The 22986-nt window shown below is 61.0% G+C and carries 22 protein-coding genes and 1 pseudogene; 13 read left to right on the forward strand and 10 right to left on the reverse strand.

Annotation, left to right across the window (positions count from 1 at the left end):
- Window positions 1-4: 4 nt before the first annotated feature.
- The 5 genes from ACK6BI_RS15825 to ACK6BI_RS15845 form a co-directional block, all read right to left on the reverse strand.
- Window positions 5-1225: an electron transfer flavoprotein subunit alpha/FixB family protein gene (locus tag ACK6BI_RS15825; RefSeq protein ID WP_409317796.1), complete on the reverse strand. Its 1221-nt coding sequence runs from the start codon at window positions 1223-1225 to the stop codon at window positions 5-7.
- The gene (dgcB, locus tag ACK6BI_RS15830; protein ID WP_409317797.1) at window positions 1225-3174 is read right to left on the reverse strand and encodes a dimethylglycine demethylation protein DgcB; all 1950 of its coding nucleotides are present in this window, start codon (window positions 3172-3174) and stop codon (window positions 1225-1227) included. Before dgcB ends, ACK6BI_RS15825 begins: the two co-directional genes overlap by 1 nt.
- 155 nt (window positions 3175-3329) lie before the next feature.
- Window positions 3330-5390 carry a dimethylglycine demethylation protein DgcA gene (dgcA, locus tag ACK6BI_RS15835; protein WP_409317798.1) on the reverse strand — a complete coding sequence of 687 codons (2061 nt, stop codon included), beginning with the start codon at window positions 5388-5390 and terminating at the stop codon, window positions 3330-3332.
- 15 nt (window positions 5391-5405) lie between these two features.
- Window positions 5406-5936, reverse strand: a complete 531-nt coding sequence (locus ACK6BI_RS15840; RefSeq protein WP_003228980.1) for a DUF5943 domain-containing protein — start codon at window positions 5934-5936, stop codon at window positions 5406-5408.
- 77 nt (window positions 5937-6013) lie between these two features.
- Complete coding sequence (locus tag ACK6BI_RS15845; protein WP_007959776.1) at window positions 6014-6991, reverse strand: dipeptidase; 978 nt, start codon at window positions 6989-6991, stop codon at window positions 6014-6016.
- A gap of 231 nt (window positions 6992-7222) precedes the next feature.
- On the opposite strand from ACK6BI_RS15845, the gene ACK6BI_RS15850 reads away from it, so the two are divergent.
- Both ACK6BI_RS15850 and ACK6BI_RS15855 read left to right on the forward strand, forming a co-directional pair.
- Entirely contained in the window at window positions 7223-7624 is a 402-nt protein-coding gene (locus ACK6BI_RS15850) for a lysozyme inhibitor LprI family protein (RefSeq protein WP_065260201.1), read from the forward strand.
- A 145-nt stretch (window positions 7625-7769) separates the two neighbouring features.
- Window positions 7770-8240: a hypothetical protein gene (locus ACK6BI_RS15855; RefSeq protein ID WP_409317799.1), complete on the forward strand. Its 471-nt coding sequence runs from the start codon at window positions 7770-7772 to the stop codon at window positions 8238-8240.
- On the opposite strand, the gene ACK6BI_RS15860 is transcribed toward ACK6BI_RS15855, so the two are convergent.
- Window positions 8237-8854 (reverse strand): tyrosinase family protein, encoded by a 618-nt coding sequence (locus ACK6BI_RS15860; protein ID WP_409317814.1) that lies wholly within the window; start codon window positions 8852-8854, stop codon window positions 8237-8239. The two genes, ACK6BI_RS15855 and ACK6BI_RS15860, sit on opposite strands and share 4 nt — an antisense overlap.
- 404 nt (window positions 8855-9258) lie before the next feature.
- Here ACK6BI_RS15860 and ACK6BI_RS15865 point away from each other — a divergent pair.
- The 3 genes and pseudogenes from ACK6BI_RS15865 to ACK6BI_RS15875 all read left to right on the forward strand — a co-directional run bounded on the left by ACK6BI_RS15865 (window position 9259) and on the right by ACK6BI_RS15875 (window position 10268).
- Window positions 9259-9512: pseudogene (locus ACK6BI_RS15865) on the forward strand (type II toxin-antitoxin system RelE family toxin).
- Window positions 9496-9819 (forward strand): helix-turn-helix domain-containing protein, encoded by a 324-nt coding sequence (locus ACK6BI_RS15870; protein ID WP_409317800.1) that lies wholly within the window; start codon window positions 9496-9498, stop codon window positions 9817-9819. Before ACK6BI_RS15865 ends, ACK6BI_RS15870 begins: the two are co-directional and overlap by 17 nt.
- A 32-nt stretch (window positions 9820-9851) precedes the next feature.
- Entirely contained in the window at window positions 9852-10268 is a 417-nt protein-coding gene (locus tag ACK6BI_RS15875; RefSeq protein WP_409317801.1) for a DUF3010 family protein, read from the forward strand.
- Here the strand turns inward: ACK6BI_RS15875 and ACK6BI_RS15880 are convergent, their stop codons facing one another.
- Entirely contained in the window at window positions 10269-11441 is a 1173-nt protein-coding gene (locus ACK6BI_RS15880; protein ID WP_409317802.1) for a hypothetical protein, read from the reverse strand. It lies immediately after the preceding gene.
- Between the two features lie 68 nt (window positions 11442-11509).
- Complete coding sequence (locus ACK6BI_RS15885) at window positions 11510-12454, reverse strand: GlxA family transcriptional regulator (RefSeq protein ID WP_065260197.1); 945 nt, start codon at window positions 12452-12454, stop codon at window positions 11510-11512.
- 354 nt (window positions 12455-12808) lie between these two features.
- Between ACK6BI_RS15885 and ACK6BI_RS15890 the strand changes: the two genes are divergently transcribed.
- From ACK6BI_RS15890 to aac(6'), 7 genes are all read left to right on the forward strand, one after another.
- Entirely contained in the window at window positions 12809-13753 is a 945-nt protein-coding gene (locus tag ACK6BI_RS15890) for a choline ABC transporter substrate-binding protein (RefSeq protein ID WP_409317803.1), read from the forward strand.
- 74 nt (window positions 13754-13827) lie between these two features.
- Window positions 13828-14715, forward strand: coding sequence for a 3-keto-5-aminohexanoate cleavage protein (locus ACK6BI_RS15895; protein ID WP_409317804.1), 888 nt, complete (start codon window positions 13828-13830; stop codon window positions 14713-14715).
- A 141-nt stretch (window positions 14716-14856) separates the two neighbouring features.
- Window positions 14857-15822 carry an L-carnitine dehydrogenase gene (locus ACK6BI_RS15900; RefSeq protein ID WP_409317805.1) on the forward strand — a complete coding sequence of 322 codons (966 nt, stop codon included), beginning with the start codon at window positions 14857-14859 and terminating at the stop codon, window positions 15820-15822.
- Between the two features lie 129 nt (window positions 15823-15951).
- A complete protein-coding gene (locus ACK6BI_RS15905; protein ID WP_409317806.1) occupies window positions 15952-16428 on the forward strand; it encodes a thioesterase family protein in 477 nt (158 codons plus the stop codon).
- A 24-nt stretch (window positions 16429-16452) separates the two neighbouring features.
- Complete coding sequence (locus tag ACK6BI_RS15910; protein WP_409317807.1) at window positions 16453-17616, forward strand: gamma-butyrobetaine dioxygenase; 1164 nt, start codon at window positions 16453-16455, stop codon at window positions 17614-17616.
- A 259-nt stretch (window positions 17617-17875) separates the two neighbouring features.
- The gene (locus ACK6BI_RS15915) at window positions 17876-18136 is read left to right on the forward strand and encodes a hypothetical protein (protein ID WP_085688602.1); all 261 of its coding nucleotides are present in this window, start codon (window positions 17876-17878) and stop codon (window positions 18134-18136) included.
- A gap of 55 nt (window positions 18137-18191) precedes the next feature.
- On the forward strand, window positions 18192-18638 hold the full coding sequence (gene aac(6'), locus ACK6BI_RS15920) for an aminoglycoside 6'-N-acetyltransferase (protein WP_409317808.1): 447 nt from the start codon (window positions 18192-18194) through the stop codon (window positions 18636-18638).
- On the opposite strand, the gene ACK6BI_RS15925 is transcribed toward aac(6'), so the two are convergent.
- Together ACK6BI_RS15925 and ACK6BI_RS15930 are read right to left on the reverse strand one after the other, a co-directional pair.
- On the reverse strand, window positions 18639-19742 hold the full coding sequence (locus tag ACK6BI_RS15925) for a GlxA family transcriptional regulator (protein WP_065260190.1): 1104 nt from the start codon (window positions 19740-19742) through the stop codon (window positions 18639-18641).
- Window positions 19743-20187: 445 nt separating this feature from the next.
- Window positions 20188-21564: an L-serine ammonia-lyase gene (locus tag ACK6BI_RS15930; RefSeq protein WP_409317809.1), complete on the reverse strand. Its 1377-nt coding sequence runs from the start codon at window positions 21562-21564 to the stop codon at window positions 20188-20190.
- 434 nt (window positions 21565-21998) lie between these two features.
- On the opposite strand from ACK6BI_RS15930, the gene ACK6BI_RS15935 reads away from it, so the two are divergent.
- Complete coding sequence (locus ACK6BI_RS15935; protein ID WP_409317810.1) at window positions 21999-22943, forward strand: choline ABC transporter substrate-binding protein; 945 nt, start codon at window positions 21999-22001, stop codon at window positions 22941-22943.
- The last annotated feature ends 43 nt before the right edge of the window (window positions 22944-22986 follow it).

Genomic DNA, 22986 nt, shown 5'->3' on the forward strand with positions numbered 1-22986 from the left:
TTCCTTAAGCCGCATCGCGCTTGGCTTCGTTGCGGTAAGCCTCTACCGCCGCGATCAAGGCCTGAAGAATTTCCGCGCTTTCGCCGATCACCGACAGGTCGGCACGCTTGATCATGTCGCAGCCCGGATCGAGGTTGATCGCCACCACCTTGTCGCAGGCACCGATGCCCTGCAGGTGCTGGATCGCCCCGGAAATCCCCACCGCCACGTAAACCCGTGCGGTGACCCAGGTGCCGGACGCGCCGACCTGACGGTCGCGGGTCATGAAGCCGTCATCCACGGCCACCCGCGAGGCGCCTTCTGTGGCACCCAGTGCAGCAGCGGTCCTGTGGAAAAGCTCCCAGTCCTTGACCCCGTTGCCGCCGGAGAAGATGAACTCGGCTTCGGCCATCGGGATCGCCGCCGGGTCCACCGCCACGGCACCCAGATCTTCGATCCGTGACAGGCTGCGCGCCACGGGTGTGGATAACTCCACCGGCAACGCTTCGTGACGGGTTTCGCTGACCGGCTCGGCACATTCGGCCGAGGCCAGAATCAGCCGTGCAATCGGACGGACAAGATCCTGCAAGCCTGCACCGGCGCGGCCGATGCATTCCTGGTCCTTGACCTGCCACACCCGTGTGGCCGGGCGTTCGCCCAGTGCCGCGGCAAAGCGCCGACCGAGCTCGCCGCCACCGCTGCGGCTGTCCGGCAGCAGCCAGTGGCGCGGGCTGAACTGGTTATCCACAGCCCGCAGGCCCTGGATCCGTTGCTCCGGTGCATAACCGTTGAATTGCTCACCTTCCAGCACCAGCAAGCGATCCACACCGGCGGTGGCAAAAGCGTTTTCCTTGTGCTCACCGAACACCACCGCCAGCACCGCGCCGTCGCTGCCGGCCAGTTGATGAGCGAGGCCGAGCAAGTCGCGGTCGTGGCTGCTCAAGCGCCCGCCGACCATGTCCGGCACCACGCTGATGTAAAACGCCGGGGCCGGTACCTGGTGCAGCGGCAATTGCACTTCCACCGCTGCCGAACGTTTGACCGCCCCGCCCTGCTGGGCGCCGCTGCGGTCGATGCGCTTGATGCCGTTCGGCCCGATGAAGCCGATGCCGTGCAGGTTCTTGCGGACGATCCCGTTGGGGCCCATCCAGCTGTGTTGCGCCGGCTGCATGGCCGCGTGCAGCGGGTGCAGGCGGTTGCGTGCGATCCATTCGGCGCGGGGATCGCGGCGGATAATGTCGCTCATCAGTGGGCCTCCGCAGGTTCACGTCTGGCCGGGGTAGCAGACTTGTTCGGCGCGGCGTCTTCGAGCAGCGCGTCGGCCACCAGTTCGGCAATGTCCTTGATCAGTGGACGCGGTTCGACCACACCTTCGAGCATCGCCGTGCACTGTGGACAACCCACGGCCACCAGCTCGGCACCGGTCTCGCGGATGTCTTCCATGCGCATGTCGGGTATCCGCTGCTTGCCCGGAATGTCGGTGATCGGCGCCCCGCCACCGCCACCGCAGCAACGCGAACGGAAGCCGGAACGTTGCATCTCTTTCACTTCGATACCGAGGGCGCGCAGCACTTCCCGGGGCGCCTCGTATTCGCCGTTGTAGCGGCCGAGGTAGCACGGATCGTGATAGGTCACGCTGCTGCCCTTGTGCTGACCGAGGTTGAGCGCGCCGGCCTGAATGATTTCCGCCAAGTAGGTGCTGTGGTGCTGCACCAGGTAGTTGCCGTCGAAGGCGCCGTATTCGTTTTTCAGCACATGGAAGCTGTGCGGATCGCAAGTGACGATGCGGTTGAAGCGGTATTTGGCCAGGGTCTGGATATTGCGCTTGGCCAGCAACTGGAAGGTCGCTTCGTCGCCCAGACGGCGGGCCACGTCGCCGCTGTCACGCTCTTCCAGGCCGAGCACCGCGAAATCGACCCTGGCCGCTTTCAGCACTTTGACGAAAGCGCGCAAGGTGCGCTGGTTGCGCATGTCGAAGGCGCCGTCGCCGACCCAGAACAGCACGTCGGTGGACTTCTTCTCGCTGAGCAGGTCGAGGTTCAGGTCCGCTGCCCAGTTCATCCGCCCGCCCGGGGCGAAACCGCCAGGGTTGTCGGTGGCGATCAGGTTTTCCAGGACTTCGGCACCCTTGTTCGGGGTCGCGCCTTTTTCCAAAGTCAGGTGACGGCGCATGTCGACGATCGCATCGACGTGCTCGATCATCATCGGGCATTCCTCGACACAGGCGCGACACGTGGTGCACGACCACAGGGTTTCGGCGTCCACCAGACCGTTGACGATCGGTTGATGCGGATTACCGCTGTGTTCGCCCACCGGCTTGCCCGGATAAGGGCTGCCGGCGAATTGGGCATCGGTGCCGCCGGCGAGGCCGACGACCATGTCCTGAATCAGTTTCTTCGGATTCAGCGGCTGGCCGGCGGCGAACGCCGGGCACGCGGCTTCGCACTTGCCGCACTGCACGCAGGCGTCGAAACCGAGCAACTGGTTCCAGGTGAAATCCTTGGGCTTCTCTACGCCCAGCGGCGCGGTCGGATCATTCAGGTCCAGCGCTTTCAAACCGGTGGAACGACCGCCGCCAAAACGCTCAGCGCGACGGTGCCAGGCCAGATGCAGGGCCCCGGCGAAAGCGTGCTTCATCGGGCCGCCCCAGGTCATGCCGAAGAACAGTTCCGACACGCCCCACAACACACCGATCCCGAGAATGGCCGCCAGCAGCCAACCGCCGAAGTTTTCCGGGAGGATCCCGGCCACCGGCAAGGTCACCAGGAAGAACGACGCCGAGAATGCCAGCAGGCTTTTCGGCAGGCGCATCCACGGGCCTTTCGACAGCCGCGACGGCGGGTCGAGCCGACGCCGGTAAACGAAGATCGCCCCGACGAACATCACCGCCGTCATCAGCAGCAACGCATAGCCAAGAATGCGGTTATGCAGGCCGAAACCGTGCACCAGAATCGCCAGCACGATCGACGCCACCGCACCACCCGCCGTGGCGACGTGAGTGTTGGCGATGTATTTGTCCCGCGCCACCACGTGGTGCAGATCGACCATGTAGCGCTTGGGCATGGCGAACAGGCCGCCGATCAGATCGACCTTCGAGGCCCGGCCCCGACGCCACATGGCCACCCGCCGCAACGCACCCAGCACCGCGAGGGCCAGGGCTGCGAACAACAGGATTGGAAGAAGGGTGTTCAACATGGTGAAGCTCCCACCAGTACAGCCTGGAGAAACACGTTCAGCGTGTTCCTGTGGGAGCGAGCCTGCTCGCGAAAGCGCCGGGTCAGTCGATGCAGCGGTGACTGACAGAATGCATTCGCGGGCAATCCCGCTCCCACAGGGTCATGTGCAAATCTTTAGAAGTCTTTGCACAACCGCAGGGCGTCATAGATCGCAGCGTGGGTATTACGCTGCGCCACGCAGTCACCGATACGGAACAGCAGGTAACCGTCGCCATTGCTGCTCAACGAAGGTTGCGGCTGGATCGCGAACAGCGCCTCGACATCGATCTGGCCCTTGTTGCGCGAGCCGTCCTTCAGCGCGTAATAGATTTCTTCGTCCGGGCGCACGCCGTTTTCGACGACCACCTGATCCACCACCCGCTCCTCTTTGGCGCCGGTGTACTCGTTCTCCAGCACGGCGACGAGTTTGTCGCCTTCGCGGTAGACCTTCTCCAGCATCATGTCCCCGGTCATGATCACTTCTTTCGGGTACATGCTGCGGTAGTAGGTCGGGAACGACGTACCGCCGATGGCCACGCCCGGCTTGATGTCGTCGGTGACAATCTCGACCTGGCTGCCCTTGTCCGCGAGGAAGTCGGCCACCGACATCCCGGTGAACTCGCAGATGGTGTCGTAGACCAGCACGTTCTTGCCCGGCGCAACCTTGCCGTCGAGCACGTCCCAGCTGCTGACCACCAGCCCTTCGGCAGCGCCCCAGTGTTCGTTCTGCTCCAGGTACGGGTGACCGCCAACAGCCAGCACGACGATGTCCGGACGCAGGTCCATGATGGTGTCGGCATCGGCGGCAGTGCCCAGACGCAGGTCGACTTTCAGCCGCGCCAGCTCCAGCTGGAACCAGCGGGTGATGCCGGCGATCTGGTCACGCTGCGGCGCCTTGGCTGCCGTGGTGATCTGGCCGCCGATGAATTCTTTCTTCTCGAACAGCGTCACGTCGTGACCACGTTCGGCTGCCACCCGGGCCGCTTCCATCCCTGCCGGGCCGGCACCGACGATCACCACCTTGCGTTTCGGCCCGGTGGATTTCTCGATGATGTGCGGCACGCCCATGTATTCACGGGAGGTCGCGGCGTTCTGGATGCACAGCACATCCAGGCCCTGATACTGACGGTCGATGCAGTAGTTGGCGCCGACGCACTGTTTGATCTGGTCGACCTGGCCCATCTTGATCTTGGCGATCAGGTGCGGGTCGGCAATGTGGGCGCGGGTCATGCCGACCATGTCGACATAACCGCCCTCCAGGATCCGCGTGGCCTGGTTCGGGTCCTTGATGTTCTGTGCATGCAGCACCGGAACCTTGACCACTTCCTTGATCCCGGCCGCCAGGTGCAGGAACGGCTCCGGCGGATAACTCATGTTCGGAATCACGTTGGCCAGGGTGTTGTGGGTGTCGCAACCCGAGCCGACGACGCCGATGAAATCAAGCATGCCGGTGTCGTCGTAATACTTGGCGATCTGTTTCATGTCCTCATGGGACAGACCGTCCGGGTGGAACTCGTCACCGCAGATGCGCATGCCGACGCAGAAGTCGTCACCCACCTCGGCGCGCACGGCTTTCAGAACTTCCAGACCGAACTTCATGCGGCCTTCGAAGGTACCGCCCCATTCGTCGGTACGTTTGTTGACGCGCGGGCTCCAGAACTGATCGATCATGTGCTGGTGCACCGCCGACAGTTCGACACCGTCCAGGCCACCGGCCTTGGCGCGGCGTGCGGCTTGCGCATAGTTGCCGATCACCCGCCAGATCTCTTCCGGCTCGATGGTCTTGCAGGTGGCGCGGTGCACCGGTTCGCGTATGCCTGACGGGGACATCAGGGTCGGCCAGTTGTAACCGTCCCAACGGGAGCGACGGCCCATGTGGGTAATCTGGATCATGATCTTGGCGCCGTGCTTGTGCATGGCGTCAGCGAGATTCTGGAAGTGCGGAATGATCCGGTCGGTGGACAGGTTCACCGAACTCCACCATTGCTGCGGGCTGTCGATCGCCACCACGGACGAACCGCCACAGATCGCCAGGCCGATGCCGCCCTTGGCTTTCTCTTCGTAATATTTGACGTAGCGTTCGGTGGTCATGCCGCCGTCGGTCGCGTAGACCTCGGCGTGCGCGGTGCTGAGCACGCGGTTGCGGATGGTCAGTTTGCCGATCTGGATCGGCTGGAACATTGCTTCGAAAGCCATGGCGGGTTCCTCGACTTACAACGGCTTGACGGTGAACAGGCCGTCGTCATGGCCTTCTTCGGAGCCACCGTAGACCTGCTCGGCCACGGTGCGGATCTTGCTGCCGCGAGCGGCGAGGATCTGATCCATGGCACCGGCAAACCAGCCGGTGAACATGTAGTCGACCTTGCGTCCGACCTTGCCGTAGACATAGACGAATGCCGAGTGTTCGAGTTTGACGCTGGCGGTGCCTTTGTCGAGGTCGATGTCCTGGATTTTGAACAGGCCCCAGCCACGCTGCGACAGGCGCTTCATGTAGTGCTCGAACACCGCGACGCCTTCCAGGCCGTGGCACTCGGCTTCTTTTTCACACCAGTGCCAGGCGGATTTGTAGCCGGCCTTGTAAAGGATTTCGGCGTAGGCTTCGGCGCCCAGCACTTCCTCGATACCCATGTGGTTGTTGACGAAGAAATGCCGCGGCACGTACAGCATCGGCAGGGCGTCGGAGGTCCAGACACCGGTCTCGCTGTCGACTTCGATTGGCAATTGCGGGGCGATCTTGGCCATGGAAACTTAACTCCAGAAAAATTTTGGTGTTGCCCCCGGCGCGGACGGCCGGGGGAAAGTATTCGGGAAGCGGCGGCTTATTCGCCCCAGACGTCCTTGAGGACGTTCACCCAGTTCTCGCCCATGATCTTGCGCACCACTCGCTCGGAGTGGCCGCGCTTGAGCAGGGTTTCGGTCAGGTTCGGGAACTCGCCGACGGTGCGGATGCCCAGCGGGTTGATGATCTTGCCGAAGTTGGTCAGACGGCGGGCGTAGCCCTTGTCGTGGGTCAGGTATTCGAAGAAGTCCTGACCGTGACCCTGGGTGAAGTCGGTGCCGATGCCGATGGCGTCTTCGCCGACGATGTTCATGGTGTATTCGATGGCTTCGGCGTAGTCGTCGATGGTCGAATCGATGCCCTTGGCGAGGAACGGCGCGAACATGGTCACGCCGACGAAACCGCCGTGGTCAGCAATGAACTTCAGTTCCTCATCGGATTTGTTGCGCGGGTGTTCTTTCAGCCCCGACGGCAGGCAGTGGGAATAGCAGACCGGCTTTTTCGATTCGAGAATGACTTCTTCGGATGTCTTGGAGCCGACGTGGGACAGGTCGCACATCACGCCGACACGGTTCATCTCGGCGACGATTTCGCGACCGAAGCCCGACAGGCCGCCGTCGCGTTCGTAGCAACCGGTGCCCACCAGGTTCTGGGTGTTGTAGCACATCTGCACGATGCCGACGCCGAGCTGCTTGAACACTTCGACGTAGCCGATCTGATCTTCGAACGCGTGGGCATTCTGAAAGCCGAAGAGGATGCCGGTCTTGCCCTGCTCCTTGGCCTTGCGGATGTCGGCAGTGGTGCGGACGGGGATCACCAGGTCGCTGTTTTCGCGGATCAGTTTCTGGCTGGCGGCGATGTTGTTGACCGTGGCCTGAAAGCCCTCCCACACCGACACGGTGCAGTTGGCCGCCGTCAGACCGCCCTTGCGCATGTCTTCGAACAGCTCGCGGTTCCATTTGGCAATGATCAGACCGTCGATAACGATGCTGTCGGCGTGTAATTCGGCTGGGCTCATCAGGCGTCCCCTTATTGGCGATTCATGCGCCGAATCGTCTGCCGGCGCTTTGGGGCCAGCATATGCCTCGGTGCGCGACCAGCCGGGTGCAAAAACGACAGGGGAATTGCCGAAAGCGTCAATCCGCGACAAAGCGTCGCCAGGCGGTCCGACCAGCCACCTGTTCAAGCCTGCGAGCTTGAGCCAGAATCTGCCGCATCCCGGAAACACCACTGGATTAGAGCGACATCAATGAAATCGATCTTCCTGGCTTTGGCACTGATTGCGACCGGCGTACACGCCGCTGAAGAGTCCGACAACAACCCGTGCGACGCGGTGGAAAACGACGTCCAGACCCTGGAATGTTCGACCTACAGCCGCACCACCGCCGAAGACCTGCTCAAGGACAACTACAAAAGCCTGAACGAGCGCATGCAGGCGACCTACGGCAAGAACCCGGCGCAGCTGGCCGACATCAGCGCAAAACTCAAGAACGCCCAACAACAATGGCTGAAAACCCGCGACGCCGACTGCGCCGTCGAAGCCTTCCCGGCAACGGACGGCAGCAAGGCGTTCAAGATCGCGCAGAATGATTGCGTGGCGCGGATGAGTGATGAGCGGTCGGAGTTTCTGGAGTCGATAGGTCAGGAGTAAAGAGAGAAAGGGCAGGCCACCTCCTGAGCGGGTAATCAACTGTCAACTGTCAACTCTGACAGTTCACCGCGGCTGATCCTGGGTCTATGTTGGGCTTGTGATCCCAACTCTTCGATCACCCGGAACCAATTGCCAGGAGCTGCCCATGTCGACCCGATATGCTATCCCGCACAATGCCATCACACCGTCCAAAGGGAATATGACCGCCACGGTAGGAAGCGTTCCCGCCCTTACGTTCACATCTGGCGGCATCAATTTCGCTGGAGACTACTACACCACTGACAGGCAAATGCGCCTCACACTTTCAGCCCTGCAACAGCTGCCACTCAGCATCCATGGAATAGAAATCACCTTCCTGCGCGACCTGCAGGATGGCAAACATAAAGTTGAAGACGGGAAAGTCAGTGCTGCTTACTGGCAACTGGTGACTGAGAATGGAGAGACCGTTTTCGTCGTCAACGATGCGGATTCAGGCTTCATCAATTTTGCAAAAAATGATGCACTAGAAACCTTCAGTGGTACTTTTTCATTCACCACCAAAAATGCTGACGGAACGGTCTTCGAAATCAAGAATGGCAGGTTTGATGTCGAAGGGTTTGACGAATTTACGCTTTAGACGATATTGCAGTGGTGCAGGAAAAACACTGGATCTTCGGGGGCGGTCACGGCCAGCATGTTGCCCCCTATCCACAGATGAACGCGGTTGTGTAGCTGCGAACCCGGGGTGGTGACTTGAGAATCACCTCGTTGCGTGATCCACCCCTCCAGTCGATTGCGAAACCCTCTGGTGTAAGGAACGGAATCGTAGGGCGGCGTATCGTACAACCACTCTCGCATCGCCATGCCCACGTCTGCCGACGTCGGAAGCGAGGTCACAAGAACGCCGAACTGACGCTTGAGACCAGGTTCCGTCTCACCGTTTTCCGGATAGGCCGGAACCGGCCAGTTTCCGTACTGGTGAGCAAAGGGCCCGGTCTGCACTCGATAATGATCATCTTGACGGCCATTGCCACCGAACCATTGATCCTGCCAGACGGGAGCGTTCAGCGGATCCGGAGCGTCTTCAGTCCAGTCCCAATACGGCAAAGCGACTCGAGGATCAATCGCGCGCAAATCCGTTTCGAACTGCATCAGCATTTCTCGGTGCCATGGCAGAAATGCCGGGCCAAGGTGGGCCCCGTTTCGATATTCGGGATCTTGCGGTTCCCAGGGATGCGTAGTGGGCACCATCACTTGGTGATGCCAGTGCACATATTTTTCGTACCCCCCTTACGCTTGAGAGCAAGCAGACAGTTGATGAATGCTGCCCGCTAGACGGCCGTATGCGAGCGAATGTTTTTCCTGACGATCATTGTGCGACTCCTTTTCCGGAACAGTCGTTCTTGGGTTCAGAGCCGGTGATGGCCCTCGCATCAATCTTCGAGGCAATGTCGATAAGGAACTACTGTCAGAAATAACAGGTCGCCCCCGGTTTCAGATGAACGGTGCTTACCTCTGTGTAATTCATGGATAACAGCTAAGTCCGAAATTTTCCCCGCAATGCACCCTGCAACATTCGGTCGAACGTTGTTTATTGGCCACCTGAAAAATATAAGTAAAGATTCGCAAATCTTATAAAAGACTTATATCCTGCCATGAACAGCATCCACTGGACTCGAAAGGCCGTTAAGCAACTCCTGAAATTGCATTCCGTTCATCAGTGTCAGGTCAGAGATGCCATCGCGGTGCTCGCTGGCATGCCTGATGTGGGCAATGTGAAAGCGCTGGTTGGTCATGACTACGCGTATCGACTGCGTGCCGGTAATTACCGAGTCATGTTCGACTGGGACGGCGCGATCAAAGTGATCAGTATTCAAGAGGTAAAAAACGCGATGAACGCACTTACTGAAATCCAAATCATCAATGACTCCGAGGGCAAGCCCGCTTTCGTGGTCATTCCCTACGCACAGTATGTCGCGCAGAAAATGGAGCCTGACCTGATCCCCCATGAGGTGGTCAGTCGCATTGTCGACGGGGCAACTCCGATCAGGGCCTGGCGCGAACATCTCAACCTGACTCAGGAAGAAGTGGCGAAACGAATGGGCATTTCGCAACCAGCCTTTGCCCAGCAGGAAACCGTTGCAAAGCCGCGCAAGGCCACTCGCGAGAAGATTGCAGCGGCGTTTGGTATCACTGCCAACCAGCTTGAGCTGTAAGCTGCACCTCTTCAGCCAATCAAGGGATTCACATGAACATCTGCGGTATCGAAATCAAAGGCAGTGAAGCGATCATCGCCGTGGCGTCCCTCGACGGCTCGGTATTGAGCCATGTCGCTCTGAGCACGAAAAAAATTGCCCTGGACGATGACGACGATGCAGCGAACGTGAAGCTGTTCGCCGCGCAAGTGGCATCGTTCGTTCGCGAGAATTCGATTGATCGCATCGCAATCAAGAAGCGCAGCAAGAAAGGCGAGTTTGCCGGCGGGCCGACCACGTTCAAGATCGAGGGCGTGTTTCAATTGCTGGACGGTTGTGAGGTGACACTGCTATCGCCGCAGACGATCAACGCACAGGCCAAAAAGCACAATTTCCAGCTGCCGGGCACGCTGAACAAGTATCAGCATGAAGCCTACAGGGCTGCGTGCTCGGCATTGCTGAAAAAGTGACTAGCCCGCTTTGCGCGCACTGAGCCAGTCGCCAAAGGACTTGTCCTCCAGCGCATAGCCTCCACGGCTCGACTTCCACACCAGTTCCTTGTCGCGCAGGGCATCGATGCAGGCCTGAATGGTCTGGGTACCCGGCACCACGTCGCTGCCCATGTTTTCCAGTGCCTTGCTGACTGCCGTGAGCGTGCTGTCGGTGAACGGCGCAAAAGGCTCGTTGTTTCGCGAGCGCTCAACCATCACCTCCAGCACGGCGCGCTGAGGGATTGTCAGAGCGTTCCAGGCGCTCTCGAACTCGGTCCAGACACCGGCGCGCAACAATTCGGCCCGGCTCTGCAGCAACCGCCCCAGATTGCTGGCCTCGCCCAGCTCCAGCGCGACCTCTCCGATGATGGTGCGCAACATTTCCGGGCGCCGCCCCACCAATTCAAAGGCGTCGTCGATATCGGCCGCATTGAACTGGTTGGTCTCGGCCAGATGGGCATTGAGGTGCAAGGTGTACGCCTGGGTGAACTCTTTCCCCAACAACGGAAAGGGCGTAATGCTTGAGCCGAAGAACGGTTGGCTTTTGCCCAGCACCAGATGGGCGAGCTTGTCGCGATTGGAACCGGTGAATACCAGATGCAACCCGCTGCCCTCGCCTTCACGTCCCTGGTTGAGCTGATCCCGTGCGGCCTTCAGGGCGAACATCGCGTTGATGCCGGCAGCGGTGGTGAGCGCGTGCTGGGCTTCATCGATCACCAGCACGATGGATTTTTCGGCGACGTTGTGCAGCAGTTCCAGCGCTTGAGTCAGAGTCGCGCCGGCCGGCAGTTGCGGCTTGGTGAAATCCCAGGACAAGGTGCGCAGAAAGCTGAGTTTTTCGATGCCGATACTCTTTGCCAGTTTGCGAATGCCCTTTTCAAAGGGTACCAACGCACTTGCAATGGCACTGGCGATCAGCTCGGCAGGGTCTTTTTCCTTGTCGGCCCACAGGTCGACGTAAACCGTCAGCCAGCCTCGGGCCTGGCACTCCGGGATCAGATCCTCCCGCAGGAAGGTACTTTTGCCTGTGCGACGCGGCGCGGCCAGAAAAAGGCCGGAGGTGAAATCCTGCAGGCCCGCGCCCACAAGACCATCGGCAACGCTGCGTGCCAGGGCGGGGCGGCGAAAGACGAAGCCGTTGTTGCTGGACATGACTTTATACTCAATTATTTCGATGACTATAATTTATAGCAAAAACTATAATTTACTGTAATTGTCCGTCAAACGGTCTCTCGCCGCCGATCCTCACGCGGACACCGGGCAAACTTCGCCCGGTAGCTGCGGGTGAAATACGACGGTGATTCAAACCCGCAGGCGATGCTGACTTCCAGCACGCTCATGTCGGTCTGGCGCAACAGCTGCCGGGCCTTTTCCAGCCTTAACCGCAGATAGAAATTGCTCGGTGTGTCGTTCAGGTGCAGACGGAACAGGCGCTCGAGTTGTCGCCGGGTCACCTTGATCGATTCCGCCAGCTCCAGGGTGGTCAGCGGCGGTTCGCTGTGCTGCTCCATCTCCCCGATCACATGCACCAGTTTCTTGTTGCTGATGCCGTAGCGCGTGGCGACTTCCATGCGCTGGTGGTCTTTGCGCGGACGAATCCGCCCCAGTACGAATTGCTCGCTGACCTGGATTGCCAGTTGTGGACCGTGGGCCTGGGCGATCAGGTCGAGCATCAGGTCGATGGACGCGGTGCCGCCGGCGGACGTGATGCGCCGGCGATCGATCTCGAACAGTTCCTGAGTGACACTCAGCTGTGGATAAGATTCCTTGAAGGCATCGATGGCTTCCCAGTGCAGGGTCAGGCGATGCCCATCGAGCAGGCCGGCCTCGGCGAGGACGAAACTGCCGGTGTCGATGGCGCCGAGCGTCACGCCTTCGTTGTCCAGCCGTCGCAGCCAGTGCTCCAGCGCAGGCGTGGCAAACTTCAGCGGTTCAAAACCGGCGACCACCAGCAATGTCGCCCCTTTCTTCAACGGCTCCAGCGCCGCATCGGCGTTGACCGACATGCCATTGCTCGCCAGCACCGCCCCGCCATCGGCGCTCAATACGTGCCAGCGATACAGCTCGCCGCGAAAGCGGTTGGCCACCCGCAGCGGTTCGATCGCGGAGATGAAACCGATGGCGGAAAAACCCGGCATCAACAGAAAGTAGAAATCCTGGGACATGGCGCGCACTCGGTCAGCGGGTAGCGTGCAACGTTGATACGCCAGTTGTCGGCGGCATTCAAGAGGACAGGTCGCTGCAGTGCAAGAGCTGGTCGCCGCAGTGCGTTTTTACGGGGGCATTGCTGCGTAATTTGAGCATCACCGGCACAGGGGTATCCGGTCTTACGAATAGCTGCTCAATTTTGGCGGCGTCTGTTGACCCCATGCTGCGTTGCCGCTCCTCGCCATAGCCAGCTATGGCTCGTCACGGCGTCTTGCATGAGGCCAACAGCCACTCGCCAAAATATGAGCGCTATCCGCAAGACCGGATACTGACACCGGAACCCACAATAACGACCTGCCGAGGAACCCGACATGAAACGACTGATCAGCAGCTGTGTTCTCGCACTCAGCGGTACCGCGTTTTTAAGCGCCAGTGTCATGGCGGCCGAACCTGCGTCGTGCCAAAACGTGCGCATGGGCGTGGTGAACTGGACCGACGTGATCGCCACCAGTGCCATGGCCCAGGTCCTGCTCGACGGTCTCGGCTACAGCACCAAACAGACCAGCGCGTCCCAACAGATCGTTTTCGCCGGGATCCGCGATCAGCGTCTGGATCTGTTCCTCGGCTACTGGAACCCGCTGATGACCCAGACCATCACCCCGTTCGTCGACGCCAACCAGGTCAAGGTCCTTGAAGCGCCGAGCCTCAAGGACGCCCGCGCCACACTCGCCGTGCCGACCTATCTGGCAGACAAGGGCCTGAAGACCTTCGCCGACATCGCCAAATTCGAGAAAGAGCTGGGCGGCAAGATCTACGGCATCGAGCCAGGCTCGGGTGCCAACACCCAGATCAAGGCGATGATCGCCAAGAATCAATTTGGCCTCGGCAAGTTCCAGCTCGTGGAATCCAGCGAGGCCGGCATGCTCGCCGCCGTCGATCGCGCGGTGCGCCGCAAGGAAGCCGTGGTGTTCTTCGGCTGGGCGCCGCACCCGATGAACGTCAACGTGCAAATGACTTATCTGACCGGCAGCGAAGACGCCCTCGGCCCGAACGAAGGCATGGCCACCGTGTGGACCGTCACCGCGCCGAAATACGCCGAACAATGCCCGAACGTCAGCCGCCTGCTGAGCAACCTGACGTTCACCGCCGAAGACGAGAGCCGGATGATGCAGCCGCTGCTCGATCACAAGGACGCCTTCGAATCCGCCAAACAGTGGCTGAAGGATCACCCGCAGGACAAACAGCGCTGGCTCGAAGGTGTCACCACTTTCGATGGCAAACCGGCGGCTGAAAACCTCCAGCTCACCAGCAAATAAACCGCAACGAATGAACCATTTCGCAGCCCGCACGGGCTGCGGACAGCCCCATCACGCCTGAAGGAAAACTCACCATGAACCACGACGTCATCATCACCTGCGCACTCACCGGTGCTGGCGACACGACCGCCAAGAGCCCTCACGTACCGGTCACTCCCAAGCAGATCGCCGCAGCCGCCGTCGAAGCGGCCAAGGCCGGCGCCACGGTCGTGCACTGCCACGTCCGCGACCCGCAGACCGGCAAGTTCAGCCGCGACGTGGCGCTGTACCGAGAAGTCATGGAGCGCATCCGCGAAGCCGACGTCGACATCATCGTCAACCTCACCGCCGGCATGGGTGGCGACCTGGAGATCGGCCCGGGCGAAAAACCGATGGAATTCGGTCCGAACACCGATCTGGTCGGCCCGCTGACCCGGCTGGCTCACGTCGAAGAGCTGTTGCCGGAGATCTGCACCCTGGATTGCGGCACCCTGAACTTCGGCGACGGCGACACCATTTATGTCTCCACCCCTGCACAGCTGCGCGCCGGTGCCAGACGCATCACCGAGCTGGGCGTGAAGGCGGAGCTGGAAATTTTCGACACCGGTCACCTGTGGTTCGCCAAGCAGATGATCAAGGAAGGCCTGCTCGACAATCCGCTGTTCCAGTTGTGCCTGGGCATCCCGTGGGGCGCGCCGGCCGACACCACCACCATGAAAGCCATGGTCGACAACCTGCCGACCGACGCCGTATGGGCCGGCTTCGGCATCGGCCGGATGCAAATGCCAATGGCTGCGCAAGCGGTGCTGCTCGGCGGCAACGTGCGGGTCGGCCTGGAAGACAATCTGTGGCTGGACAAAGGCGTACTGGCGACCAACGGCCAACTGGTCGAACGCGCCACCGAGATCCTCAGCCGCCTCGGCGCCCGGGTACTGACCCCGGCGGAAGGTCGCAAGAAGATGGGCCTGACCCAGCGCGGCTGACGGCCACACATCAAACCCTGTGGGAGCGAGCTTGCTCGCGAAGAGGCCGGTACATCCGAAGCATCTTCATCAGCTGTGCCGCCGCTTTCGCGAGCAAGCTCGCTCCCACAGGGAATCACCGAATTTTCCTAGGAAATCACCATGAGCTTTATCACCGAAATCAAAACCTTCGCAGCACTGGGCAGCGGCGTCATCGGCAGCGGCTGGGTTGCCCGCGCCCTCGCCCATGGCCTCGACGTGGTGGCCTGGGACCCGGCGCCGGGTGCCGAAGCGGCGCTGCGCAAACGCGTGGCCAATGCCTGGGGCGCGCTGGAGAAAAACGGCCTGGCACCGGGCGCTTCGCAGGATCGCCTGCGTTTTGTGGCGACCATCGAAGAGTGCGTGCGCGAGGCGGATTTCATCCAGGAAAGCGCCCCGGAACGCCTCGAACTGAAACTGGAGCTGCACAGCAAGATCAGCGCGGCGGCCAAACCCAATGCACTCATCGGCTCCAGCACCTCGGGCCTGTTGCCAAGCGAGTTCTACGAGAGTTCGACCCACCCGGAACGCTGCGTGGTCGGCCACCCATTCAACCCGGTTTACCTGCTGCCGCTGGTGGAAGTGGTCGGCGGCAAGAACACCGCGCCGCAAGCCGTGCAGGCCGCGATGAAAGTCTACGAATCCCTCGGCATGCGCCCGCTGCATGTGCGCAAGGAGGTGCCGGGCTTCATCGCCGACCGTCTGCTCGAAGCGCTGTGGCGCGAGGCGCTGCACCTGGTCAACGATGGGGTGGCGACCACCGGTGAAATCGACGACGCGATCCGCTTTGGCGCCGGTCTGCGCTGGTCATTCATGGGCACATTTTTGACCTACACCCTGGCCGGCGGCGATGCGGGCATGCGTCATTTCATGTCGCAGTTCGGCCCGGCATTGCAGTTGCCATGGACGTACCTGCCGGCACCGGAACTGACCGACAAGTTGATCGACGATGTAGTGGATGGCACCACCGTTCAACTGGGCCGGCACAGTATTTCGGCGCTGGAGCGCTATCGTGATGATTGTCTGCTGGCAGTGCTTGAGGCGGTGAAGACCACCAAAGAGAAACACGGGATGAGCTTCAGCGAATAATCCTTGCGCCAGCAATACCGGCCTTTTCGCGAGCAGGCTCGCGCCCACAGTTGAAATGCAATCCCCTGTGGGAGCGAGCCTGCTCGCGAAGACTGCAGCCCAGACACCCTCAATGGCGGAACAGAGACCATGCCCACCCTCACCACCTACCAGACCCGCATCATCCCCGACTGGGTCGACTACAACGGCCACCTGCGCGACGCCTTCTACCTGCTGATCTTCAGCTACGCCACCGACGCCCTGATGGATCGCCTCGGCATGGACAGCAACAACCGCGAAGCCAGCGGCCACTCGCTGTTCACTCTCGAACTGCACCTCAACTATTTGCACGAAGTGAAGCTCGATGCCGAAGTCGAAGTGCGCACGCAGATCATCGGCCACGACCAGAAACGCCTGCACCTCTATCACAGCCTGCATCTGGCCGGCGGTGACAAGGAACTGGCCGGCAACGAACAGATGCTGCTGCACGTCGACCTCGCCGGGCCGCGTTCCGCACCCTTTACCCCGGACACCCTGAGCCGTCTGCAAGCCATCGTCGCCGAGCAGGCCGACCTGCCCGCCCCGACGTACATCGGCCGGGTCATTGCCCTGCCCCCGACCCGGTAAATCCATCCAACGCAAGGAGCCGTCATGCAAACCGCCGCCGCTGTTGCCGATTACCGTACCTATCCGTTGATCAGCGCGCTGGACGGCGCGCAGAACCTGGCGGATCGCATCCTCATCGATTGGGCCGACGGGCGCACCAGCCCGTTCCACCATGTGTGGCTGCGGGACAACTGCCCGTGTCCGCAATGCGTCTACAGCGTGACCCGCGAGCAGGTGTTCGAGATCGTCGATGCGGCGCAAGACCTGTCGCCCTCCACCGTGCAGATCGACACCGACGGCTGCCTGCGCGTCGACTGGCAGGACGGCCACCGCAGCCGCTTCGATGCCGGCTGGCTGCGGGCCCACGCTTATGACGACGCGTCCCGCGCCGAACGCCTCGCCGCCAGGCCGAAAGCCTTTTTGTGGCACAGCGATTTACAGTTGCCGGTGTTCGACCACGCAGCCCTGATGAACGACAACGCCGCGCTGTTGCAATGGTTGCTGGCGGTACGCGACATCGGCCTGACCCTGGTGCGCGGTGTGCCCACCGAGCCCGGCTCGCTGAAGCTGATCGCCCAGCGCATTTCGTTCATCCGCGAGAGTAATTTCGGTGTGCTGTTCAACGTGCAATCCAGGGCCGATGCCGACAGCAATGCCTACACCGCTTTCAACCTGCCATTGCATACCGACCTGCCGACCCGCGAGCTGCAACCGGGGCTGCAATTTCTGCATTGTCTGGTGAATGACGCCGAGGGTGGCGAGAGCATCTTTGTCGATGGGTTTGCGATTGCCGAAGCGTTGCGTCAGCAAGATCCATCGTCGTTTCAGGCGCTGTGCGAGATCCCGGTGGAATTTCGCAACAAGGATCGCCACAGCGACTATCGCTGCCTGGCGCCGATCATCGCTCTGGATGCGTCGGGCCGGGTCGCGGAAATCCGCATGGCCAACTTTCTGCGCGGCGCATTCGACACATCCGTGGAGCAAATGCCGCTGCTGTACCGGGCTTACCGGCGCTTTATCGCCATGACCCGCGAGCCACGCTTCCGGGTGATGCAGCGGCTCAATCCGGGCGAACTGTGGTGCTTCGACAACCGCCGCACCCTGCATGCGCGCAACGCGTTTGATCCGAGCACCGGGGCCCGGCATTTTCAGGGCTGTTATATCGACAGGGATGAATTGCTGTCACGGATACTGGTGTTGCAACGCTGAAAGCATCGACAAAAAAAGCCCCGATACAAGCCGTGACAGGATCGGGGCAAGGGTACTGTTGAGGAGCTGCCGCGGCGAGGGTGACCAAACCTTCGTGAAGCGAGCTGAGGCCAGTGTGCCCACTCCTCCGGTCCGCAAGTTAGCCGAAAACGACCTGTTCATAGTCGTCGCGGCCACTGCGACAAATCGCCCTTGCCGTGCCTGTCCGGGCCTACCAGAATCGAGTCACGACCTCCGTTGCCGAAGAAGGATTCGCCTCATGATGTATGCCGATTTGATCGATCAGGAAGACCTGTTGGGCCAACTCAAGTCGTTGGGATTCGAAGTACCGTCCGGCTCGACGGCCCAGCAGGCCTGTGAGTGCGCGGTACGGGGGCTGGACGATGTGCGCGCCAACACGCTGCGCACCATGGTCAAGCAAATGTACACCAGCAGCGCGAGCATCCAGCCGATCGTGCGCGAAGCCATCGACAAGCAGTTGCTGCCGGCCCTGGCGCAGTATCAGCAGACCCGCGCCTGACCTCTGTGGCGTTTGCTAGAGTGACGGCCCTGAAGGCCATCACGAGCGAACGCCGATGTTCCATATCCAGATCTGCCAGTCCAGCGAACAACCGGGCTGGCTGCCCCTGCGCCAGGCCCTCTGGCCCGATGCTTCGGAACACGAGCATCGTGATGAAACCGCGCAGCAACTGAAAGCGCCGCAGCGCTATATCAACTTCGTCGCCTACGACATACAGCTCCACCCGGTCGGATTCGCCGAAGCCTCACTACGCACCGATTACGTCAATGGCACCGAAAGTTCACCAGTGGTGTACCTGGAAGGTATCTACGTGATACCGCAACAACGCCGCCAAGGTGTGGCGGCCCGGTTGATCGAGCATGTCGCGCAGTGGGGACGGGAAAACGGCTGCGTGGAAATGGCGTCCGACACCGGCGTCGACAACCTGACCAGTCAGGCAACACACAAGGCGCTCGGCTTCGAGGAAACCGAGCGCGTCGTGTACTTCAAACGAGCGCTCTGATCAGAGACGCACGCTGGCGAAGGTCGATTCGTTGCGCGCCTGGCTCAGCGCCGACATCGGCCCGGACAGCGGCGACATCACGATGGCCTGCGGCAGCGGCAGCATCGCCACCTGCTGGGTGGTGTTGGAACCGACGCGCTCGTCACGCGGAGGAATGCCGAAGTATTCGCGGTAGCACTTGGAGAAGTGCGGCGTCGACACGAAACCACACACCGACGCCACTTCGATGATCGACATCGGCGTCTGCTTGAGCAGTTGCCGGGCGCGGATCAGGCGCAGCTTGAGGTAGTAGCGCGACGGCGAGCAGTGCAGGTATTTCTGGAACAGGCGTTCGAGCTGGCGACGGGAGACGGCGACGTACACCGCCAGTTCATCGAGGTCGATCGGCTCTTCCAGGTTGGCTTCCATCAGCGCAACGATTTCCTGCAGTTTCGGCTGGTTGGTGCCGAGCATGTGCTTGAGCGGCACGCGCTGGTGATCCTGCTCGTTGCGGATACGCTCGTAGACGAACATCTCGGAGATCGCGGCGGACAGCTCACGGCCGTGATCGCGGCTGATCAGGTGCAGCATCATGTCAAGCGGTGCGGTACCGCCGGAGCTGGTGAAACGGTTGCGGTCGAGCGTGAACAGACGGGTGCTCATCGCCACGCGCGGAAAGGCTTCCTGCATCGCCGCCAGACATTCCCAGTGCACGCTGCAATCGAAGCCATCGAGCAGCCCGGCGCAAGCCAGGGCCCAACTGCCGGTGCACACGGCGCCGAGGCGACGGGACTGGCGCGCCTGGCTTTGCAGCCACGAGACGTGTTCACGGGTAACAGTGCGTTGAATGCCGATCCCGCCGCACACGATGATGGTGTCGAGGGCCGGGGCTTTGTGCATGGAGGCGTCGGGTGTGATCTGCAGGCCGTCACTGGCCCAGACCTGGCCACCATCGACGGTGAGGGTGGTCCAGCGATACAGCTCGCGACCGGACAACTGGTTGGCCATGCGCAGCGGTTCGACTGCGGAAGCCAGGGAAATCAGCGTGAAATTGTCCAGCAGCAGAAAGCCGATGGATTGAGGCGCACGGTTCTGGGGTTGAGCCCCGGAGTTGAACGACGTCATCGCGGTATCTCCTCACACAAAGCGGGTGATGGCCTCAGGCGGAGGCTCTTGTTATTGCCATCGTTCTCTTGCGTGAGACGGGGCTTTGTTATGACAGAGCAATTGCCATGCCTGAAATTGAATGGCTGTTCAATAACTCCTGAAAACGACGTCGCGACGCGTCTATACAAGCGGTCCGACGAAAGGCAATTCGAAGTGCCATCAGCGGCGGAGAGAGCCCTGCCCCGGCATGCGTGAGCAGATCGGTAGCACTTGTGGGAACAGGGCTGCGGGGGATTGTCCTGCAGTGTCACCGATGGCACGGGTGACGAACGGCAGGCTGAGCGGAGCCCGCCATGGAAGTGGGAAACGCTCTTATCTGATTGCGACGCGCCAAAAGGTGGCGCGCTTTATTGTCGATGCTCACTTGGTGCGCAGTTTTGACTGGTCTGGCGCTGTCGGCGGATCAGCACTCAACCGCGCTGACCGCCAACCCGCCCCGCGAAGTCTCTTTATATTTGTCATGCATGTCGGCGCCGGTATCGCGCATGGTGCGGATCACCCGGTCGAGGGAAATGAAGTGCTGACCGTCGCCGCGCAAGGCCATCTGCGCCGCGTTGATCGCCTTGACCGCCGCAATCGCGTTGCGCTCGATGCACGGCACCTGGACGAGACCGCCAACCGGATCGCAGGTCAGGCCGAGGTTGTGCTCCAGGCCGATTTCCGCCGCATTGCACAATTGTTCCGGCGTGGCGCCGAGCACTTCCGCCAGCCCCGCCGCCGCCATGGCGCAGGCCGAACCGACTTCGCCCTGGCAACCGACTTCGGCACCGGAGATCGAAGCGTTTTTCTTGCACAGGATGCCCACCGCCGCCGCGCCAAGGAAAAAGTCGACCACGTTGGCGTCGGTCACCGCTTCGCTGAACCTCATGAAGTAGTGCAACACCGCCGGAATGATCCCCGCCGCACCGTTGGTCGGGGCCGTGACCATGCGCCCGCCGGCCGCGTTCTCTTCATTCACCGCCAGGGCGAACAGGTTGACCCACTCCATGGCGCTGAGGGTCGAGCCGATCACATTGGGCTTGTTCAACTCCTGAAGACTGCGGTGCAGTTTTGCCGCCCGCCGACGCACGTTCAGGCCGCCGGGCAGGATCCCTTCGTGCTTGAGGCCCTGCTCGACGCAATCCTGCATCGCCTGCCAGAGTTTCATGAGCCCGGCGCGTATTTCCTCTTCGCTGCGCCAGACCTTCTCGTTGGCCATCATCAGTTCAGCCACGCGCAGGTTGTTCTGCTTGCACAATTCCAACAGCTCGACGGCGCTGGAGAAGTCATACGGCAATTCGGTGCGATCCAGATCCACTACACCGCTGGACGCCTGCGCCTCATCGACGACAAAACCGCCGCCGACCGAATAGTAGGTGTCGCGATGAATCTCGCCGTGATCGCCTTCGGCAACCAGGGTCATGGCGTTGGGGTGGAACGGAAGGTTCTCGTCGATCAGACGCATGTCCCGGGCCCATATAAAAGGCACCGACAGACGACCATCCAGCAAAAGGGTGTGGGTTTCACGCAGGGCCTGGATGCGCGGGCCGATCTGCGACGGATCGATTGCGTCCGGCCACTCGCCCATCAGGCCCATGATCACCGCATTGTCGCTGCCGTGACCGACGCCGGTGGCCGACAGCGAACCGAACAACTGCACTTCGATCCGCCGCACCTGCTCCAGCAGGTGCTTGTCGCGCAATGACTCGACGAACAGCGCCGCGGCGCGCATCGGCCCGACGGTGTGAGAACTGGAGGGACCAATGCCGATTTTGAACAGGTCGAAAACGCTGATAGCCATTGATGCAGAGCTCCTGAGAGTGCCGGTCCGGGGCGTGAAGCGCCCGCTGGCGGAGCTGCTACGCTCAAGCTGCGATCCGCCGGAATGCCCGCATCATCGGACTTTTCCCGGGTCGTGCGGCGTCTGACACCGACGCACTCATGCCCACGAACGCCGTGCCGGTTTCGCCCCGTGTTTTCGCCGTTTTTATGCGGTTCAGATGGCCAAAAAGGGCTGAAAAAAGCTGTAAGCGACGTCACCGACACTGGATGCGACCATCCCTGTACTGGATACGACGCACCCTGTAGGCGTCAGTTTTTCACTGGTACATGATCGTATCGACTCGATTGCAAGGCGCCGTGACAGAGCTGTCTCCAGAACGCCACCCAACCGCAACCTATAAGTGCGGTGGTCCAGTCGGAACACTGCCAAAAAAAACACCAAGGAGTCCATCCATGAAAGGTTCCCCGTCGTTGTTGTTGGCCGCCATGCTGAGTCTGCCGTTGCTGGCTCAAGCCGCAGAACCGGCGCAGTGCAGTACCGTTAACTTCTCCGATGTCGGCTGGACCGACATCACCGCAACAACCGCCACCACCAGCGTGGTGCTCGAAGCCCTCGGCTACAAGACCAAGACCACCATGATCTCCGTGCCCGTGACCTACAAGTCGCTGGCCGACGGCAAGAACATGGACGTGTTCCTCGGCAACTGGATGCCGACCATGGAAAACGACATCAAGGCCTATCGCGATGCCGGCACCGTGGAAGTGGTGCGTACCAACCTCAAGGGCGCCAAATACACCCTCGCCGTTCCGCAGGCGCTGTACGACAAGGGCCTGCATGACTTCGCCGACATCGCCAAGTTCAAGAAGGAACTCGACGGCAAGATCTACGGCATCGAGCCTGGCAACGACGGCAACCGCCTGATCCAGAGCATGATCGACAAGAATGCCTTCGGCCTGAAGGACGCCGGCTTCAAGGTCGTCGAGTCGTCCGAAGCCGGCATGCTTTCGCAGGTCGATCGCGCGCAGAAACGCGACAGCGCCTTGGTGTTCCTCGGCTGGGCGCCGCACCCGATGAACAAGCGCTTCAAGATTCAATACCTGACTGGCGGCGATGATTTCTTCGGCCCGGACTTCGGCGCGGCGACCGTCGCGACCAACACCCGCAAGGGCTACGTCGAGGAATGCAGCAATGTCGGCCAGTTGCTGAAAAACCTGGAGTTCACCGTCGACATGGAAAGTACCCTGATGGGCAACATCCTCGACGACAAGATGAAGCCTGAAGCGGCCGCCAAGGCCTGGCTGAAAAAGAATCCACAGGTGCTCGATACCTGGCTCGCTGGCGTGACCACCATTGACGGTAAACCTGGCCTGGAGGCCGTGAAAGCCAAACTGCAGTAATCGTTTATGCCGGACGGCTCCGGCCGTCCGGGCTGTTTATTTC

It is taken from the genome of Pseudomonas sp. KCJK9016 (genome assembly GCF_046231795.1).
GTDB classification, from domain to species: Bacteria; Pseudomonadota; Gammaproteobacteria; order Pseudomonadales; family Pseudomonadaceae; genus Aquipseudomonas; species Aquipseudomonas bananamidigenes.